Genomic DNA, 20,456 nt, shown 5'->3' with positions numbered 1-20,456 from the left:
AGAGGGGATGCCTATGCAACTTGTACCTATATTATTTGGATCAGTCATGATTGTGAACTTTGTCCTTGCATTTACGGTTATTTTTTTAGAGCGGAAAAATGCAAGTTCCACATGGGCATGGCTAATGGTCTTATTTTTTATTCCTGTTTTAGGTTTCCTTCTATATTTATTGTTTGGTAGAAATTTAACGAACCAAAAAATATTTACATGGGATACGAAAAGTAGGCTTGGTGTAAAGAAGGAAGTGCAAGAGCAACTAAAGGAAATCGAAGAAGACCAACTTCCTTTTAAGCAAGAAGAACTAAAGGAATATAAGGAATTATATTATTTACATTTAAAGCATAATGATGCTATTTACACGCAAAACAACGAAGTGGAAATATTTACAGATGGAACAGAAAAATTCACATCCTTAATTCATGATTTAGAAAATGCTAAACACCATATCCATTTACTTTATTATATAATTCGGCAAGACCAACTAGGAACAAAAATCGCAGATGTGTTAATAAAAAAGGCACGTGAAGGAGTAGAAGTTCGCTTTTTATACGATGATATGGGTTCCCGTGGATTAAGTAAGAAATTCTTACAGCGATTAGAAAGAGAAAATATCCAGGTTGGCGCGTTTTTTCCACCAAAAGTGGGAAAAATTAATTTTAAAGTAAATTTTAGAAACCATCGAAAATTAGCTATCATTGATGGGGAAGTAGGATATATTGGTGGATTCAATATTGGAGATGAATATTTAGGGCGTTCCGAAAAATTCGGTTATTGGCGTGATACACATTTACGTGTACGAGGTGATGCCGTCAGAATGATGCAAACGAGATTTATTTTAGATTGGAATCAAGCATCACGAAATCATGTATTATATGATGAACGCTATTTTATCGGAGGCGAAAAGGGCCAAGGTGATGTAGGGATCCAAATCGTTTCTAGTGGACCAGATCAACAATGGGAACAAGTGAAATATGGTTATATAAAGATGATTTTGGAGGCAAAGGAATCGGTTTATATTCAAACACCATATTTTATTCCAGATGAAAGTTTAATGGACGCGTTGAGGATTGCGGCATTGTCAGGCATTAAAATTAAAATTATGATTCCAAACAAACCTGACCATATATTCGTTTATTGGGCAACATTATCGAGTGTCGGGGAATTATTGAATGAAGGCGCCGAAATTTATTTATACCAAAATGGATTTTTACATGCGAAAACAATCGTTGTCGATGGAAAAATGTCTTCTGTTGGAACAGCGAATATCGATGTACGTAGTTTCCGTTTAAATTTTGAAGTAAATGCCTTTTTATATGACGTGAAAATTGCCCAACAATTAGTAGATACATTTGAACAAGATATTATGTTATCAACTCAGATGACGAAACAGTTATACGAACAACGTTCATTATGGATTAAATTTAAAGAATCTATATCTAGGTTACTATCACCGATTTTATAAGGAGAGAAAATAATGGAGAAAAAACCGAGTTCGAATTCAAAGACAGTAAAAACAGCACAAATCTTACCACCAGATGCCAATGCATATGGAACATTATTCGGTGGTAAACTAATGGCGCATATTGATGATGTAGCAGCAATTGCTGCGGTACGTCATGCACGTAAATCGGTCGTCACAGCATCGACAGACTCTGTTGATTTTTTATTTCCAGTAAAAGTTGGAGATTCTATTTGTGTAGAAGGATTTGTTACATATGTACATAAAACATCAATGGAAGTATTTGTTAAAGTAATTAAGGATAGTTTGCTAACAGATGAACAAACTGTTTGTGCAACCGCGTTTTTAACGTTTGTTGCATTGGATGATGATGGGAATCCGGCGGAAGTTCCTGCGGTATATCCTGAAACAGAACAAGAAAAAGTATTATTTGAAGGTGCAGCATTACGAAGAGAACGTCGTAATGAAAGAAGAAAAGAATCCCAAAGAATGGCGGAATTATTCGGAACAGACTAACGTATGGATGTTTATACGAATGGTATATGGCGGCTTTAATCTAAAAGTAAGAAAGGTGAGTTAACGAATGGAACAACAAAATATGGAAAAGTATGCACAACTAGTTTTACAAAAGGGGGTTAACATCCAAAAAAACCAACCACTTGTCATTAATGCGCCGATTGAAGGGGCTTATTTCGTTCGTGAAATGGCAAAGCAAGCATATGCATTAGGTGCCAAGGAAGTACATGTGAATTGGGCGGATGATACATTAACTTATTTAACATATAAACATGCGAATGAAGAAGTGTTTCAAACATATCCAAAATGGAAAGTAATGTTACAAGAATCATACGCAGAACAAGGTGCGGCATTTGTTTCTATTCATGCAACAGATCCAGACTTATTACAAGATGTTGATCCAACACGTATTGCAGAAGCGAATAAATCTGCTGGAATTGCGCTGAAAACATATCGTGAGTATATTATGAATGATAAAGTATGTTGGACGGTAATTTCTATCCCGACGACTGGATGGGCGAAGAAGATTTTCCCAGATGTATCAGAGGAAGAAGCGATTGGAAAATTATGGCACGAAATTATGAAGATGGTTCGTGTAGATAAAGAAGACCCAATTGCTGCATGGGACACACATAATGACTTATTAAAAAAAGCGAATGATTACTTAAATGAAAAACAATATGAAAAATTAGTTCTAAAAGCGGAAGGAACTAATTTAGAAGTTGGTTTACCGAAAGATCATATTTGGGCTGGTGGAGTAGCTATTTCTGAAGATGGTACAGTATTTAATCCGAATATGCCGACAGAAGAAGTGTTTACGGCACCACATAAATATAATGTGAATGGTGTCGTATCTAGTACGAAGCCATTAAATTATGGTGGAAATGTCATTGATGATTTCCAATTAACATTTAAAGATGGAATGGTTGTCGATTATCAAGCAAAACAAGGTGAAGAAGTTTTGAAACATTTATTAGAATCAGATGATGGGGCAAAACGTTTAGGTGAATTGGCACTAGTACCACATGAATCACCTATTTCACAATCGGGTTTAATTTTTTATAATACATTATTTGATGAAAACGCATCTTGTCATATTGCGTTAGGTAAAGCATATCCGACAAATGTTGCTCGTGGTCCTGAAATGGATGAAGCAGCTTTAGACAAAAATGGAATTAATGATAGTATGGTTCACGTTGATTTTATGATTGGTTCAGCAGAAATGAATATTGATGGTGTAACAGCTGATGGAAAGGTGGAGCCGATTTTTAAAGATGGAACATGGGCGGTAACATTTAAATAATATAATATAGGTTGAGGCGTAATAAAAAGCAACGTGACACACGAAATGTCGTTTTATGTAAACATGTTTCGATACGGCTTAGACATGTATGCCTTGGCCTTTTTTAATCTTATGTGATGAGTGAGTGTCCAGTCACTATATATTTTATAATTATGTAGGCCCAAATATGTATCCTATTTATTTTGCTTGCAAATACTTTACATTCTTTTCTTTCCTATTTACAATATTGCCTATATCCATTTTCATGTACGATAAAAATAGAAAAAAGGCGGAAAAGTTACATGGAATTATCCTTATTAATTATTATTATGTTAATTGGTGTGTTAGGAATTGGTTCACAGTGGATTGCGTGGAAATATAGTTTGCCGGCAATCGTCATTATGTCTATTGCAGGACTGATTGTTGGTCCTGTACTAAATATTATGAATCCAGAGGAGAGTTTTGGGGCGATTTATGACCCGATCATTTCTGTTGCGGTTGCCATCATTTTATTTGAAGGAAGCTTAAATTTACGTTTTAAGGAATTGACTGGATTAGGAAAGCCAATCTTTCGTATTGCGACAGTAGGTGCTTTAATTGCCTGGATTTTTGGTTCTTTAACAGCACATTATGTCGCCGGTTTATCATGGGAAGTTGCTTTTGTCATTGGTGGGCTATTTATCGTTACAGGCCCGACAGTTATTATGCCTTTATTACGCCAATCGAAATTGAAGGCAAGACCTGCGAAGATTTTAAAATGGGAAGGAATTATCGTCGACCCGATTGGGGTACTTTTAGCAGTATTTGCATTTGAAATTATTACATTTTTCACATTGGAAGATAAGACGGTTTCAAGTCTATTATTCTTCTTTATGATAGCAGCTTTCGGAATGTTTTTTGGATGGTTTTGTGGAAGGGCAATTGGTTGGATGTTTGAAGGTGGCCATATTCCAGAGTTCTTAAAGTCACCTGTCGTCGTTGCAGTTGTTTTACTATGCTTTACATTACCAGATGGCTTTGTAAAAGGGGCTGGGTTATTATCTGTTACAGCGATGGGAATAACGTTATCGAATATCGGTATTAGTTCATTAGATGATTTCAGACATTTTAAGGAAAATGTGTCTATTTTACTTATTTCAGCGATTTTTATTATGCTTGCGTCTTCTTTACAAATGGAGACCATTATCCAAATTTTCCAACCGAACATTATTGGATATGTTTTATTAATGATGTTTGCAGTACGGCCATTATCTATTTTTCTATCGACAATTGGGACGGAGCTGTCGATACAGGAGCGAACACTTGTCGGATGGATTGCTCCACGAGGGATTGTCGCTTTAACGGTTTCGAGTTATTTTGCGATTATTTTATTAGAGTCAGGATTTGAAGATGCAGAAATTCTTACGACATTAACATTTGGTTTAGTAATTTTTACGGTTGTTGCACACGGGTTTACAATTAGCCCATTAGCGAAAAAACTCGGTTTATCATTAGAAGGAAAACCTGGTATTATCGTTGTTGGAAGTAATCCGTTTACCGTTCAATTAGCAAAGTCATTTGAAAACTTAAATTATCCATCATTAATTGTTGATTCATCGTTTGCAAATTTACGTTATGCTAGAAATGCTGGTGTACAATTTTATCATGGTGAATTGTTATCAGAGCAAACAGAATACAATTTAGATACAATACCATATGATTTTATTATTACTGCAACACCACAACATTCATACAATGCATTAATTTGTACGGCGTTTTTACCTGAATATGGTCGAATGAATGTGTTCAAGTTAGATCCGAGTAGTGCAGAAGATGCTGGGATTGTAGATCGTGTCGGTGGACGTTCATTATGTAAAGAGGAAATTACACTGAATGAGTTTATTGATAAAATTAATAATGGATTTACGTTTAAACAAACAACTTTAACAGAACAATTTGATTATGAGCAGTATAAGGAGGAAAAAGATGAGCGATCGGTATTCATTTATTTTGTAAAACCTTCTGGTCAAATTGTTTTCTATGCGAACGATATGCGTTTATCTCCTCAAGTTGGAGATACGGTCGTTAGCTTAGCACCACAAAGCAAAGAAATTGAAGAAAAGCTAAACAATCATCCGATTATTTAAAAAGAAGAGCCTGAGGCAAATGAAAGTATAAGATGAAAACATGATGTGGATGCCTATCGTATCACGCATCAGTTTCAATTTCTTATACGAAATGTATGCCTCAAGCTCTTTTGTTATTTGCTCGCTAGTTGATCATTTATGGCAGAGATTTCTCCCTCTAATCGTTCTAATTGTTGTTCAATTGGAGAAACTTGTCCTCCAACTGCCTCCATTTTATCTAAATCTCCTTGAATTCGGATATAATCAGATTTTAGTTCTAATAATTTAGCTTCTAATTGTTTTCGGTCCATTTTTGTCCCTCCTCATTATTGGTAATGATACATTTAGTATAACTTTTCCACTTATAAACGACAATAAAAAGTATACTATTAGGAAAATGGACAAGTTGTATGCTATAATAAAACCATTCAAAAGAGTATATTAAAGGGGAGTAGCTTACAGTGTAAGTCGTCACTACGAGAATTCGTTCTCCGGCTGAACTGGCAACTCTTGTTGTTTGCGAGACCTTTACTATGGAAATATTTTCTGCTTCAATGGGGAAAATACATTCATAGTAAAGGTCTCTTTTTATTTTCATAAGAAGGAGTGCATAAAATGGACGCACAGTTATTGTTGGAGTATCTTTGGGTGTTACTTATTTTAATTGGATTAGAAGGATTGTTAGCAGCGGATAATGCTCTAGTTTTAGCAATTATGGTAAAACATTTACCAGAAGAAAAACGTAAAAAGGCATTATTCTATGGATTAGTAGGGGCCTTTATTTTACGGTTCGGTTCGTTGTTTATTATTTCGTTCCTTGTCGATGTATGGCAAGTACAAGCTATTGGAGCGATTTATTTAATGTATATTGCGGGGAAAAATTTATATGATAAATTTGCACAAAAAGATGGTATTAAAACGAAACAACGGAAAGAGAGCGGTTTTTGGATGACCGTATTTAAAGTAGAAGTAGCTGATTTAGCATTTGCGGTAGACTCTATTTTAGCTGCAGTTGCTTTAGCAGTTGCATTGCCACCATCAGGGTTATTTCATGTCGGTGGACTAGATGGAGCACAATTTATCGTTATTTTTGCAGGGGGAATGATTGGTGTCATCATTATGCGTTTTGCTGCCAATATGTTCGTGAATTTATTACAGAAACGTCCAGGTTTAGAAGTAGCAGCATTTCTCATCGTTGGATGGGTCGGTGTAAAATTGTCCGTACTCGTTTTAGGACATCCAGACGTACAAATTATCCCAGAAACATTTATTCATTCATTCGGTTGGAAACTGACATTTTACTTAGGCTTAATTATTATTGCAGTTAGTGGTTGGTTTTTATCTGATATTGGTAAGAAAAAACAGTCATAAAAGATTGCAAATAATTATATTGTACTAGTAATGCTATTTTGACGAATTTTCAAAAAATTGATTGAAATAGCAATTAAAACCGAGTATAATCAACATTGATTCAAGAATTTATAATCAATTTATATAATGAAAAGTAATCAAACAAAATGTCATAATGGATAATAGAAGGAGTAAATAGAAATGTCAGGAAAAGATTATCGGGTAGAAGAAGATTTATTAGGGCAAAAAGAAGTGCCTGTTGATGCGTATTATGGGATCCAAACGATTCGAGCGAAGGAAAATTTTCATATTACTGGATATACGATAGAGCCTGAAATGATTGTAGCCATTGCGACAGTTAAGAAAGCTGCCGCTTTAGCTAATATGGAAATTGGACAGTTAGAAGAAACGAAGGCAAAAGCAATTGTTGCTGCTGCAGATGAAATTATAAAAGGAAAGTTCCATGACCAATTCATTGTCGATCCGATTCAGGGTGGAGCAGGTACATCTGTCAATATGAACGCGAATGAGGTTATTGCGAATCGTGCTCTAGAAATTTTAGGAAAAGAAAAAGGAGCATACGATGTTATTCATCCGAACACAGATGTAAATATGGCACAATCAACGAACGATGCTTTTCCGACAGCTATTCATATTGCGACAATCCAATTATTAGACGAGTTAGAAATAACATTAAATAAACTAATGCATACATTTTTAGATAAAGGAAAAGAATTCGATCATGTAATTAAAATGGGAAGAACTCATTTACAAGATGCTGTTCCAATTCGTTTAGGGCAAGAGTTTCAAGCATATGGGAAAGTGTTATCACGTGATATGAAGCGCATCAGCCGTTTATATGAAAATTTATTAGATGTAAACTTAGGTGCAACGGCAGTAGGTACAGGATTAAATGCAGACCCATCATATATGGAGAAATCTGTTCGTCATTTAAATGAGATTACAGGTATTCCTTTAAGAAATGCATCTGATTTAGTTGATGCAACACAGAACACGGATGCATATACAGAAGTATCTGCCGCATTAAAAATTTGTATGATCAATATGTCGAAAGTAGCGAATGATTTACGTTTAATGTCATCTGGGCCACGTGCGGGCTTTGGCGAAATTAATTTACCAGCACGACAACCTGGTTCCTCTATTATGCCTGGGAAAATTAATCCAGTTATTTGTGAAGTTTTAAACCAAGTAGCTTTCCAAGTAATCGGGAATGATCAGACGATTTCTATGGCGTCTGAAGCAGGCCAATTTGAATTAAATGTAATGGAACCCGTGTTAGTCTTCAATTTACATCAATCGATTAAAATTATGGACCGTGTGCTAAATACATTTAGACAGTATTGCTTAGAAGGAATTGAAGCGAATATTGAAGTGTGTAAATCATATGTAGACCGTAGTATCGGCATTATTACGGCATTAAATCCACATATTGGGTATAAAGCTGCAACGAAGATTGCTAAAGAAGCATTAGAAACAGGCATACCTGTGAAAGATTTAGTATTACGTGATAAATTACTGTCGGAAGTTGCTATTAATGAGATTTTAAATCCATTTGAAATGACTCGACCAGGAATTGCCGGAGCGTTATTGTTGAAAAAATAGTTCAGGTGGTGGCATGATGGAGTTACACGATCAAACATCGTTATCTTTGCAACATATTTTACAAGCACAACATCGGATTAAGCCGTTTGTTCAACAAACACCACTTATTTCTTCTGGAAAATTAAATAATATATATGAAGGATCTATTTATTTAAAGTTAGAAAACTTACATGAAACAGGTGCATTTAAACTTAGGGGAGCAGCGAATAAGCTGCTCTCTTTAACAACTACAGAGAAATTAAATGGTGTAACAACATTTTCAACTGGAAATCATGGAGTTGCGGTAGCTTATATGGCGCAAAAACTTGGAATAGAAGCGACGATTTGTATTTCGAATCGTGTACCAGATGCAAAAGTGAAGCGGCTCGAAGCATATGGGGCAAACATAGTAAAAGTAGGGGAAAGTCAAGATGATGCTGCCAAACATTGTTATCGCTTACAAAAGGAAGGGAAGACATTAATTGAACCTTTCGATGATTTAGCAATCATTGAAGGCCAAGGTACCATTGGTTTAGAAATTTTAAATGATTTACCGGATATAGATCTAATAATTATTCCCGTCTCAGGTGGTGGGTTGTTTGCTGGTATTGCATATGTGTTAAAAACATATCATAAAAATATTAAGGTAGTCGGTGTGTCGATGGAACGTAGTGCGGTGATGTATGAAAGTATACGCGCCAATAAACCTATTATATTGAAAGAACATGATACATTGGCAGACAGTTTATTAGGTGGGATTGGACAACATAATCGGTACACCTTTTCGGCAGTAAAAAAGTATATCGATGAATTTGTGTTAGTTTCTGAAGATGAAATAAAAGAAGCGATGAACTATATGTTAGAAGAACATAAACAACTTATTGAAGGAGCGGCTGCGACAAGTATTGCCGCTATCTTAAGTGAGAAGGTCCATGTTCAACACAAAAAAGTAGCAGCTATTATTACAGGAAATAATGTAAATCTTTCTGTTTTGCGTACAATATTATAATTATGGGGTGTGAGGAAGATGCCTGTTTCCGTTCAAAACATAGTGAACTTGCCAATATTTAGTACAGCTACGATTCTAACTGGGATGGAAATGTTGGAGCAACGCCAGGTAGAATGGATGTCTGCAATTGAAGGACCTGTAGAAAACTTTGTACGTGAAAAGGAATTTATTTTAACGACAGGAATGGGATTTGAAGAAGATTCAAATGCTTTATTTCAATTTGTGAAAGACGTCTTTCGTGCGAATGCATCTGCCTTGGCGATTGCAACAGGAAGGTATGTGACAGAAATTCCCCGGGAAATAATTGATTATTGTGATGAGCGCCAATTTATTTTATTGGCATTACCGTGGGAGTTACGTTTTACCGATATTCAAAGAGAAGCGATGATGGAAATTAACCGACGGCAAGAAGACTTTTCAGAGACAGCACGTCGCATCCAACAAACATTAATTCAATATGTCATTATGGATAAAGATTTATCTGATATTATCCGTTATGTGGAACGTGATTTATCTTGTACCATTGTATTTACCGATAATAAAGGACGAAAACAAGGGACGGTCGAACATCCAGATGATTACATTAATTTATGGTATAACGCAGAAGAGGTCGAAGAAAATTACTTAGGAACATTTATGCAATACCATTCTATCAAAGGAAATGCAGGGTCATTAATAAAAAAGGAAATAACTTCTGGTACAAAAAATTTAACACAAGGATATTTTATTATTTACTTTGAGAAAGAGCGAAACTTGACCTATTATGACCGTCAGGTATTAGAGAGTTTAGCAGCAGCAACAGCCCTATGGATTTCGCGAGAAGATGCCATTGTAAAAACAGAGATCCGATTACGAAATGAGTTTATATGGGGATTAGCGAAAACACCAAATATGGCATATGACGAAAACTTATTATCACGGGCAAAGTTGTTTGGTTATCAACTAGAGTTACCGTATATTTGTCTAGTCGGTTATTCGAAAAACTTCGACACTTTTTCAGAGACGAAATACGGAAAAGAGATATCGGGTTTTAAAAATATCATTTATTATATTGAGGAAGAAGTACGTAATGCGGCATCTGTAGTTGATAAACATGTCGCCTTTACGTTTGACGGCGAAAATTTAATTATCTTTTTAGAATTGGAGGAAGAGGAGCATTTTGCTGTTCACCATTTTTTAGATTTAGTAGATAAAAGATTACACGCTCTCGTACCGGGGATTGTTTTTTCGTGGGGAATTGGAAAAAGCGGAGACGGCTATATGAAGTTTTATGAAAGTTATCATAAAGCACAAGCTGCTCTAGAAATGGGTTTAACGAAAGACGGCGAAGGATTACGCCATCATTTTGAAGATACAAAATTAAAACGTCTCTTGCTTCATATTGTCAAAGACACCGAAGTAAGAAGGATTACATTAGGAACGATTGAGCCATTAATAGCATACGAAGAAAAGCGAGAAATGGATTTAATTGATACATTCATTGCCTATGATAAACATAATGGTAATGTAAGCCAAGCGGCACGAGCTTTAAACTTACATCGACAATCTCTTTTATATCGGCTGCGCAAAATAGAAAGCTTAACAAATTTATCGCTCGACCAACCTGACGATGTTTTCCTTTTGAACTTAAGTATAAAAGTATGGAAATCTCAATTGACGAGCAAATAAATCGTGTTCCAATTTTAAAAGGAACATGTTGCATTCCTTTATAAAATAAAAATAAAGGATGTATAACTGAAATATTCATTAAAAAACCGTATAAAATCATTCATTAGATAGTGATGAACACTTTCATCCACATTGTCTATACAACACCCTTTCAACTTAGTTGGAAGGGTGTTCTTTTTGTGCATTTGAAAACCCCTGGCTCTGACGGGGATTCTAAGTAGCTTTTGGCGTGGTATTAAAAATGCCTCCTTCTGTTATAAGATAAAGTTGGTTTTCCGACCACCATATCTTATAACAGAAGGAGACAATCCTAGTGCAGGACAAGAAAAGACACAGTGGAGATGTAAGTATCATATTGTATTTGCTCCAAAATACAGACGACAAATTATTTATGGAAAATACAAAAAGAGCATAGGAGAAATTATAAGAGGTCTTTGTGATAGAAAAAATGTAGAGATTCATGAAGCAAATGCTTGTAGATATTCCACCAAAATTAAGTGTATCTCAATTTATAGGTTATCTAACAGGAAAGAGTAGTTTAATGATGGTTGATCGTCATACAAATTTATAGTACTAATATGAAAACTAGGTAGTTGCAAGAATACGGGTCAAAGTTGCAAGAATGCGTACCGAAGTTGCAAGAATACGAGTCGAAGTTGCAAGAAAGCGTGTCGAAGTTGCAAGAATACGGGCCAAAGTTGCAAGAATACGAGTCGAAGTTGCAAGAATACGGGTCAAGGTTGCAAGAATACGGGTCAAAGTTGCAAGAATACGAGTCGAAGTTGCAAGAATACGGGTTAAAGTTGCAAGAATGCGTACCGAAGTTGCAAGAATACGAGTCGAAGTTGCAAGAAAGCGTGTCGAAGTTGCAAGAATACGAGTCGAAGTTGCAAGAAAGCGTACCGAAGTTGCAAGAATACGAGTCGAAGTTGCAAGAAAGCGTGTCAAAGTTGCAAGAATACGAGTCGAAGTTGCAAGAAAGCGTACCGAAGTTGCAAGAATACGGGTCGAAGTTGCAAGAATGTAGGTTGAAGTTGCAAGAACCCAACCCCAAACCTGCAAGAACGCAACCATATAGCTAATCACCTCACCACAAAATGGAAATAGGAGTTTTGGTGTAGAGGATATTTTGTGGATACAGTAGGAAGGAACAAAAATCAAATCCAGAAATATATAAGAAATCAACTAAAAGATAGCGATTAATTAACGTCATTCGAAGAGTACGATCCATTTATGGGAGAACGAAATAAAAAAGAAAGCAATAAGAAATTCCTAAAGAATCTGTGCGTGGATGTGGTGCATAAGGGGGAGCGTTCAGTGAACCTTTTAGGCTGAGGTTGGTCACAAAAGCACTCGGCCGTAGAGCAACCCACCAGTCCGGTAATGCCCCATAAGCTAGAGTTTTGATTTTGTTGATTTTAAAGCAAAAATGAACAAAATAAAGTTTATCATACAAATTGTATATAAACTGTCATAAAAAGTTCATACATTCTTGCAATTGTTTCAAAAGTGCTCTTGATTTTATAATATATGTAAGATAGAAAAATGTACATTTTATTGGAAAGGCTGAAAAGGAGGAATGTTCGTGTTAATTTTCACAGAAGAAGAGATAAGAGAATATGTGAAAATAAATAAGGAATCAATAGATGAAATAGAGGCTGCATTTACCGACCTAAAAACAAAGGATGTCCAAATGCCACCAATTATGCGGGTGGACATTCCAGAATATAACGGAGAAGTGGACATTAAATCAGCATTTATTCCTGGATACGAAATGTTCGCCTTGAAAGTATCATCTGGATTTTTTAACAATTATCAACTAGGTTTACCGAGTACAGGTGGATTGATGTTTTTAATAAATGCTTTAAATGGTCAACCTGAAGCATTACTTTATGACAATGGCTATTTAACGGATGTTCGTACTGCTGCAGCAGGTGCTGTAGCTGCAAAATATATGGCAAATGAACAGGTAGAAACAGTAGGTGTTATCGGTGCAGGAGCACAAGCACGCTATCAATTGATAGCTTTGAAAGAAGTACGTGAGTATAAGCATGTACTCGTAGCGGGGAAATCCAAACGTAGATTACAAGAATTTAAAGAAGAAATGGAGTCAACATTAAAAGTCTCTGTAACTATTTTAGAAACACCACAAGAAGTGGCAGAACAAAGCGACTTAGTTATTACAGCAACACCATCTTCCGAACCCATTTTACAAAATAGTTGGGTGAAAAATGGTTTGCATATTACGGCTATGGGAGCAGATGCCCAACATAAAAATGAAATTGATCCAAATATATTAAAGCGGGCAAATTATTATGTGGCAGATGTTATGTCTCAATGCGAAATACTAGGAGAATTACGTTCGGCATTAGAAAAGGGAGTTGTAACGAAAGATCATCCAGTAATGGAGTTAGGCGACATTACCTCACGTGCAGAAAAAATACGCACCTCAAAAGATGATATAACGATTGTGGATCTCACAGGTACGGGTGCACAAGATACGAGGATCGCACTGTATGCATATAAAAAATTAACGGAAGAAAAGTGAGGGATTCCATATGCATATTGCAGAAGGGGCTGAAAATTTATTTGAACAATTAATGGAATGGAGACGTCATTTGCACGCTCATCCAGAATTAAGTTTTCATGAAAAGGAAACAGCGAAATTTGTCGTGCAACAATTGTCGACAATTCCGAATATAAAAATTGAAGAAAATGTTGGTGGTTATGGTGTAGTTGCAACACTAACATCTGGAGTTGGCCCAACAATAGCGTTAAGGGCTGATATGGATGCATTGCCGATTGAGGAAGAAAATGATCTCACATATAAATCGACAAAGGCAGGTATCATGCATGCATGTGGACATGATGCACATACGACGATGTTACTCGGTGCAGCAAAATTACTTGGCGGACAGTTTGAACGTGGAGAATTAACTGGCACGGTAAAGTTTATTTTTCAACCAGCAGAAGAAGCGACAGATGAAAATGGCTTATCTGGCGCACCTTATATGATTCAAGATGGTGTGTTAGACGATGTATCTTCTGTGATTGCTTTACATGTATGTCCGTGGCATCCAGTCGGTGTCGTGCAAATGAATCAAGGTTTTAGTATGGCAAATGTCGATGTATTTCAGGCAACGATTCGAGGAACTGGCGGACATGGTGGGTATCCACATTTATCGACAGATCCATTATGGATGCTCGGTGCAGTATTGCAGACATTTTACGGAACGGTTAGTAGGCGTGTATCACCGTTGGACGTTGTCGCAGCGAGTATTGGGAAGATCGAAGCTGGGGCAGTAAGCAATGTAATTCCATCTGAAGTTTATATAGAAGGAACATTACGCTCGTATACACCAGAAGCACGGGAAAAGCTTGCAGAAGAAGTCGAAAATGTTTTTAAAATCGTAGAAGCTTTTAGTGGAGAATACGAGTTCGAGTTAGAAAAGGGAGAACCAGCATTGAACAATGATATGGAAGTAAATCGTGTCATTGAACAAGCAATTTATGAGTTATACCCAGATATGGTGATCGATTGGGAGCCATTTGGAATGGGTGGAGAAGATTTTGGTTATATGACGGAACAAATACCGGGAGCAATGTTCTTCTTAGGTTGCTCGTTAGAAGATGGAGAAGACCGTGATTTGCATACACCTATTTTTAATATTGACGAAACGTGTATGCCAATTGGCACAGCAATATTTGTAAAAGCAGTAAATTTATTTTTGCAAGAAGAGGAAGTTCATCACCCATTAAAACGAAATAATATCCAAAGGGGGGCTTGACATGATGACAGCTGTAAAGGAAACGAGGATGCTACTAGGTGGGGAGTGGGTGAACCGAAAGGAAACCATTACGGTTCGTGACCCTCAAGACAATACGATTTTTACCACGGTACCAAAAGCATCTGTAAAAGATGCATTATACGCGATTGAAACAGCAAAAGAAGGGGCAAAAATTTCAGCAAAATTATCCGTTTTTGAACGAATGAATATTATCCATAAAGCGGTTCAATATATCGAAGACAATAAGGAACGTTATGCTCAAACAATTGCGACTGAAGGAAGTAAAACCATTACGGAAGCTCGAGCAGAAGTGAAGCGGTGCATGGATACGATGCGATTATCGGCAGAAGAGGCACGTAGAATGCATGGAGAAACCATTCCGTTTGGTCAACGAGAAGGTGGCGACAATCGAATTGGATACTACTACCATTTCCCAGTAGGAATTGTTGCAGCAATTACACCATTTAATGATCCATTAAATTTAGTTGCCCATAAAGTTGGTCCGGCTATCGCATCTGGAAATGCAATTATCGTAAAACCCGCATCATTAACACCGGTTAGTGCTATTTTACTTGCAGAAGCATTAGATTATGCTGGACTACCGCGAAAAGTTTTACAAGTCATTACAGGTAATGGCGGGGAAATCGGCGATGTACTTGTGACACATCCGGCTGTTCGTCTCGTATCTTTTACTGGAGGATTCGAAACAGGTGAAGCGATTGCGAAAAAAGCAGGCTTAAAGAAAATTAGTATGGAATTAGGTTCAAACTCACCAGCCATTGTGTTAGAGGATGCCGATGTGATGGATGCCGTCCAAAGTTGTGTTGCTGGTGCATTTGGTGCAGTCGGACAAAATTGCCTTGGAGTGCAACGTATTTATGTCAAAGAAGCGGTCTATCATGCATTTGTGGAACAGTTCGTGGCAGAGGCGAAAAAATATATCGTCGGTGATAAACGTTCAGATGAGACGATGATGGGGCCACTTATTCATGAAAAAGAAGCGATTCGTATCGAAAAATTAGTCGATGAAGCAGTTGCATTAGGTGCCACTATTTTAACTGGCGGGGAACGTGATGGAGCATTTTATATGCCGACAGTGTTGGAAAATGTTCCAAGAGGTGCACAAATTATTGAAGAAGAAGTGTTCGGGCCAGTCGTATCAATTTTTAAGATTGATAGTGTGGAAGAAGCGATAGAGTTAGCAAATGATGTGAATTACGGGTTACAAGCAGGTATTTTTACGAAAAATATTGACATTGCATTTAAGGCGATTCACGATTTAGAAGTCGGTGGTGTGATCGTAAACGATAGTAGTGATTATCGTGTAGACGCAATGCCATTCGGTGGAGTAAAAGGATCTGGTATTGGTCGAGAAGGTGTTAAGTTTGCGATGGAAGATATGACAGAAAAGAAAGTTGTGCAATTTAAATTATAAAAGAAAAGGATGATCATCATGACACAAGTACTAAACAATGAACAGTTAAAACAAGCATTAACAGAACTGGATAAAAAGCATTTTATCCATCCGACATCAAATATGAAACAATTACAAGAGGAAGGCCCGACATTTATTTTTACAGAAGGTGATGGAATTTATTTAAAAGATATAGAAGGAAGGAAATTAATTGATAGTTTATCATCTTTATGGAATGTAAATATTGGCCACGGTCGAGAGGAATTAGGAGAAGTTGCGAAAGAACAAATGACGAAGTTAGCTTTCACCTCTGCGTTTAGTAATTGGTCACATGAACCAATTATTCGCCTTGCAGAAGAAGTAGCTAAATGGACTCCAGGAGATTTAAATGTGACGTTTTTTACGTCTGGTGGATCTGAAGCGAATGATACGGCATTTAAAACGGTTCGTCACTATTGGAATGTGAACGGAAAACCGGAGAAGAAAAAGATTATTTCACGTAAAAAATCGTACCATGGGGTTGCAATGGGATCGACAAGTGCAACAGGTATTCCAGAGTTTCATACATTTACTCAATCTATTGCGCCAGACTTTCATTATGTTGATTCGACAGTAGAATCTTTTAATGAAATGATTGAAAAGGAAGGCGCCCATACTATTGCGGCATTTATTTCGGAACCAGTACAAGGTTCAGGTGGGGTAAACATTCCTGAAGCTAATTACTTTAAGGAAATAAAGGCGATTTGTGAAGCGAATGATATTTTGTTCATATCGGATGAAGTGATTTGTGGATTTGGTCGTACTGGTACCAACTTTGGAATGGAAAACTTCGGTATCACACCAGATATTATTACGATGGCAAAAGGTGTCACGAGTGGATATGCACCATTAGGTGGAATGGTCATCTCTGAAAAAATGCACAAAGAATTATATGAGAAGACAGAAGGAAACTTTTGGCACGGGTACACATATAGTGGCCATCCGACAGCGGCAGCAGTCGCATTGAAAAACTTAGAAATTATAAAAGAAGAAAACTTAATCGATAATGTCAACGAAATGGGTAAATATATGTTAGAAGGATTTGAGTGGATCAAGGAACAGCATGCTCATGTTGTAGATGTTCGCGGAATTGGTTTACTTGGTGCTATTAGTTTACATCGATCTGAAGGTGCAGAGGCGAAAACACCAAAAATTGTTCAAGAGGCATTAAAGCGTGGATTGATTTGTCGGGCAGTCGTTTATGATGGGCAAGATACGTTAGCGTTTGCACCACCATTTACGATTACAAAAGATGAGATGGATCAAATTATTCACATTGTGAATGAGTCCATTCAAACGGTAGGATAATAGAGTTAGGTGGAACATGAAATGAATCTACAAAAATGTTCCACCTTTTTTCACACCATTCACACCATGTAATAATAAATGCTTTCATACAAGTTGTATGAAAAGAAAAGTATTTTCTTCATACATGTTTCATATTGTTTCAAATAGGGAATGTTTTTATAATGTATACCAACTATCCCGTTTTACCGTTCCCGACCTTATGTCAAGTAAACAAAAGAAAAGGGAGGGATAACATGCAGAAAAACCCATATGGTTTTAGAGCGCGCATTGGATTAATATACATAGCATCTGCATATGCGATGGATGTTGAGTTCCAGGAAATGGCACCTCGTGGTGTAACGAGCCATGTAACGAGAATTAAATTGTCAGAAGATCCGACTCGTTTTACAATCGAAGACTTAGTTGAGTTAGAAGGAAAAGCATTAGAGGCGACATCTATTCTATCGCAAGCACCATTAAAAGCGATTGGATTTGGTTGTACGAGTGGAAGCTTCGTTAACGGTGTGCAATATGATAAAGCTCTCATTCAAAAAATGGAAGCTATTGCACAAGTGAAATGCACGACAACATCTAATGCTGTTGTAGAAGCATTACACCAGTTAGATGTCCAGACGATTGCCATTGCTGCACCATATACAAAAGAGGTGACAGATCAGGCAATTCATTATTTCAAAGAGGCAGGATTTGATGTAGCGAATTTAATTGGACTCGGTATGATGAATGACTACGACATTTCGGCCTTAGATCTGAAGACAATTTATGATATGGCAGTGCAAGCTGATCATCCCGATGCAGAAGCAGTTTTTATATCGTGTACCGGAATACAAGCGCTACAAGTAATTCCGTTATTAGAAAGGGATTTACAAAAACCAGTATTAACATCAAATCAAGCGACTTTTTGGCATTTATTACGTTTGAGTGGTATTCACGAAAACATGAATCAATATGGAGAAATATTCGATTTTTAATGAAGAGAAATGAAAGCGTTTTATTATTTGGGGGGTGTTAGAACGATGAAAATAATCGCAACGATAGATAAAGTTTGGGAAGAAATTGAGAAGGCAATTTTGAGTTTAACGACCATTGCGATGAGTTTAATGTTAGTTGGGAACGCGTTAAGTCGATATTTTTTAAATAAAAGTTGGGCTTTTACAGAAGAGGTTGGAAAAATGGGGGTTATCGTCTTGACGTTTATGGGACTCGGATATGCAGCAAGGAAAAAAATGCATATTGAAATGTCCGGATTTTTTGATTTAATGCCATTTAAAATGCAAAGGATTGTAGGAATGGGTGTTCATTTTATATCGGCATTCGTCTTACTTTATTGTGCATATTTAGGGTTAGAATACGTACAACACTTACAAAAGTTAGGTCAAGTTTCTACTATTCTTCGTGTGCCGTTATCTGTCACAATGTTTGTCGTTCCATTAGGATTCTTTTTATCCGGAATACGCTATTTTGTTGACTTATTTATCGGTATAAAACAAAAGGATAGTAATTTGATGCACGAACTTGAAATAACAGAAGAGAGGTGATTGTATGTTGTGGGGAATTATAGCATTATTGTTCGTCATGTTATTTTTAAACTTTCCCATTATGGTAGTTTTAATTGTATCTGCTTTACTCATGATGTTTTTCATGGCTGGAGATTTAAACTTAGTAATGTTCGTTCAGCAGATGACGAGTAATGTAGAGTCTTATGTATTGTTAGCGATTCCGATGTTTATTTTTGCAGCGGATATTATTGTTGAAGGTAGAACTGCAACGAGATTATTAGATTTTATTAATGACTTAATCGGTCATATTCGTGGTGGAACTGGTATTGTTGCTGCCGCGACGAGTACATTTTTTGGTTCTGTTTCTGGTTCATCGCAAGCAACGATTGCGGCAATCGGTCGACCGATGCGTGATCGTGCACTACAGTATGGATATAAGGATTCGCATATTATGGGGTTAATTATTAACTCAGCAGGGATTGCGATCTTAATTCCACCTAGTATCGTTATGATTTACTATGGTATGTTAACAGGAACATCGGTTGGTGATTTGTTTATGGCAGGAATTATTCCCGGATTAATGATTTTCTTTGGATTTGCGATTTGGGAGTTTTTCATCGCAATTAAGAAGGATATTCCTGTAGAGCCGAAAGCGACATGGGGCCAACGTTGGCGATCTTTCAGAAAGTCGTTTTTAACATTAGGATTCCCAGTACTTATTCTTGGTGGGATTTACTCTGGAATGTTTAGTCCGACAGAAGCTGCGGCATTCTCAGTATTATATGCGTTATTACTAGAGCTCGTTATTTTTAGATCCATTAATATTGCTGATATATATCGTATTGCTATTTCCACTGGAGCTGTAACGAGTATCGTATTTATTTTACTTGCAGCAGGTGGGGCATTCTCATGGATTATTTCTTATTTAAGAATTCCACAACAATTAACAGAAGCAGTGTTAGGAGCAGATCCATCACAGTTTCAAATTTTACTTATTATGTCGTTGTTTTTCTTAGTTTCATGTATGTTTGTTGACTCGCTCGTTGCCATTGCGATTTTAACGCCGATTTTTTTCCCGATTGCGGTGGCAGCAGATATACATCCAGTTGCAATCGGTATTTTAATTACGATGCAAGCAACATTAGGGACAGTTACACCACCATTTGGTGTAAATATTTTTACAGCGAGTGCCATTTTTAAACGGCCTTATTTAGAAATAGTTCGGGGAATTGCGCCATATATTATCATATTTGTTGCGATTAACTTTTTACTCATTTTATTTCCAGATATTATTATGGTTTATGAAACGATTTTCGGTAGTTCGAAAGGTGGTTAAAATGGAATTATATGTGAGGGGGTGTCATCGTTCCATTTTAGCTAGCAATTTTTAATTAAAATATATAGAAAAATTAAAGGAGGC

17 protein-coding genes and 2 pseudogenes are annotated in these 20,456 nt (G+C 36.6%); 18 read left to right on the top strand and 1 reads right to left on the bottom strand.

Annotated features, from left to right (window positions below):
* The first annotated feature begins 13 nt into the window (after nucleotides 1–13).
* The 4 genes from cls to SPD45_RS04710 all read left to right on the top strand — a co-directional run bounded on the left by cls (nucleotide 14) and on the right by SPD45_RS04710 (nucleotide 5,383).
* A complete protein-coding gene (gene cls / locus SPD45_RS04725) occupies nucleotides 14–1,462 on the top strand; it encodes a cardiolipin synthase (RefSeq protein WP_336266556.1) in 1,449 nt (482 codons plus the stop codon).
* Nucleotides 1,463–1,474: 12 nt separating this feature from the next.
* A complete protein-coding gene (locus SPD45_RS04720) occupies nucleotides 1,475–1,975 on the top strand; it encodes an acyl-CoA thioesterase (RefSeq protein ID WP_336266554.1) in 501 nt (166 codons plus the stop codon).
* Between the two features lie 67 nt (nucleotides 1,976–2,042).
* Complete coding sequence (locus SPD45_RS04715) at nucleotides 2,043–3,278, top strand: aminopeptidase (RefSeq protein ID WP_336266553.1); 1,236 nt, start codon at nucleotides 2,043–2,045, stop codon at nucleotides 3,276–3,278.
* 281 nt (nucleotides 3,279–3,559) lie between these two features.
* Nucleotides 3,560–5,383 (top strand): cation:proton antiporter, encoded by a 1,824-nt coding sequence (locus tag SPD45_RS04710; RefSeq protein WP_336266552.1) that lies wholly within the window; start codon nucleotides 3,560–3,562, stop codon nucleotides 5,381–5,383.
* Nucleotides 5,384–5,496: 113 nt separating this feature from the next.
* Here SPD45_RS04710 and SPD45_RS04705 read toward each other — a convergent pair whose 3' ends face one another.
* Nucleotides 5,497–5,673, bottom strand: a complete 177-nt coding sequence (locus SPD45_RS04705; protein ID WP_336266551.1) for an SE1832 family protein — start codon at nucleotides 5,671–5,673, stop codon at nucleotides 5,497–5,499.
* Nucleotides 5,674–5,977: 304 nt separating this feature from the next.
* Here SPD45_RS04705 and SPD45_RS04700 point away from each other — a divergent pair, with 304 nt between their 5' ends.
* The 14 genes and pseudogenes from SPD45_RS04700 to SPD45_RS04635 all read left to right on the top strand — a co-directional run bounded on the left by SPD45_RS04700 (nucleotide 5,978) and on the right by SPD45_RS04635 (nucleotide 20,372).
* Nucleotides 5,978–6,733, top strand: coding sequence for a TerC family protein (locus SPD45_RS04700; protein ID WP_336266550.1), 756 nt, complete (start codon nucleotides 5,978–5,980; stop codon nucleotides 6,731–6,733).
* Nucleotides 6,734–6,913: 180 nt separating this feature from the next.
* Nucleotides 6,914–8,335: an aspartate ammonia-lyase gene (gene aspA / locus SPD45_RS04695; protein WP_336266549.1), complete on the top strand. Its 1,422-nt coding sequence runs from the start codon at nucleotides 6,914–6,916 to the stop codon at nucleotides 8,333–8,335.
* A 16-nt stretch (nucleotides 8,336–8,351) separates the two neighbouring features.
* The gene (locus SPD45_RS04690; RefSeq protein WP_336266548.1) at nucleotides 8,352–9,323 is read left to right on the top strand and encodes a threonine ammonia-lyase; all 972 of its coding nucleotides are present in this window, start codon (nucleotides 8,352–8,354) and stop codon (nucleotides 9,321–9,323) included.
* 18 nt (nucleotides 9,324–9,341) lie between these two features.
* Entirely contained in the window at nucleotides 9,342–10,991 is a 1,650-nt protein-coding gene (locus SPD45_RS04685) for a PucR family transcriptional regulator (protein ID WP_336266547.1), read from the top strand.
* A 291-nt stretch (nucleotides 10,992–11,282) separates the two neighbouring features.
* Nucleotides 11,283–11,559, top strand: a pseudogene (gene tnpA / locus SPD45_RS04680) (IS200/IS605 family transposase); the annotation flags it as partial.
* A gap of 25 nt (nucleotides 11,560–11,584) precedes the next feature.
* Nucleotides 11,585–12,073, top strand: coding sequence for a hypothetical protein (locus SPD45_RS04675; RefSeq protein WP_336266546.1), 489 nt, complete (start codon nucleotides 11,585–11,587; stop codon nucleotides 12,071–12,073).
* A gap of 25 nt (nucleotides 12,074–12,098) precedes the next feature.
* Nucleotides 12,099–12,194: pseudogene (locus SPD45_RS04670) on the top strand (transposase); the annotation flags it as partial.
* Nucleotides 12,195–12,570: 376 nt separating this feature from the next.
* Complete coding sequence (locus SPD45_RS04665) at nucleotides 12,571–13,539, top strand: cyclodeaminase (protein WP_336266545.1); 969 nt, start codon at nucleotides 12,571–12,573, stop codon at nucleotides 13,537–13,539.
* Between the two features lie 10 nt (nucleotides 13,540–13,549).
* Nucleotides 13,550–14,779, top strand: coding sequence for a M20 metallopeptidase family protein (locus tag SPD45_RS04660; RefSeq protein ID WP_336266544.1), 1,230 nt, complete (start codon nucleotides 13,550–13,552; stop codon nucleotides 14,777–14,779).
* A gap of 1 nt (nucleotide 14,780) precedes the next feature.
* The gene (locus tag SPD45_RS04655; protein ID WP_336266543.1) at nucleotides 14,781–16,214 is read left to right on the top strand and encodes an aldehyde dehydrogenase family protein; all 1,434 of its coding nucleotides are present in this window, start codon (nucleotides 14,781–14,783) and stop codon (nucleotides 16,212–16,214) included.
* Nucleotides 16,215–16,232: 18 nt separating this feature from the next.
* Entirely contained in the window at nucleotides 16,233–17,540 is a 1,308-nt protein-coding gene (locus SPD45_RS04650) for an aminotransferase family protein (RefSeq protein ID WP_336266542.1), read from the top strand.
* Between the two features lie 233 nt (nucleotides 17,541–17,773).
* Nucleotides 17,774–18,508 carry a maleate cis-trans isomerase family protein gene (locus SPD45_RS04645; protein ID WP_336266541.1) on the top strand — a complete coding sequence of 245 codons (735 nt, stop codon included), beginning with the start codon at nucleotides 17,774–17,776 and terminating at the stop codon, nucleotides 18,506–18,508.
* A 45-nt stretch (nucleotides 18,509–18,553) separates the two neighbouring features.
* Nucleotides 18,554–19,075 (top strand): TRAP transporter small permease, encoded by a 522-nt coding sequence (locus tag SPD45_RS04640; RefSeq protein ID WP_336266540.1) that lies wholly within the window; start codon nucleotides 18,554–18,556, stop codon nucleotides 19,073–19,075.
* A gap of 4 nt (nucleotides 19,076–19,079) precedes the next feature.
* The gene (locus SPD45_RS04635; protein ID WP_336266539.1) at nucleotides 19,080–20,372 is read left to right on the top strand and encodes a TRAP transporter large permease; all 1,293 of its coding nucleotides are present in this window, start codon (nucleotides 19,080–19,082) and stop codon (nucleotides 20,370–20,372) included.
* The last annotated feature ends 84 nt before the right edge of the window (nucleotides 20,373–20,456 follow it).

Origin of the sequence: Pseudogracilibacillus sp. SO10305 (assembly GCF_037072005.1) — a bacterium.
GTDB lineage: Bacteria > Bacillota > Bacilli > Bacillales > Amphibacillaceae > Pseudogracilibacillus > Pseudogracilibacillus intestinigallinarum.
This window is presented reverse-complemented; position numbering and strand designations above follow the sequence as displayed.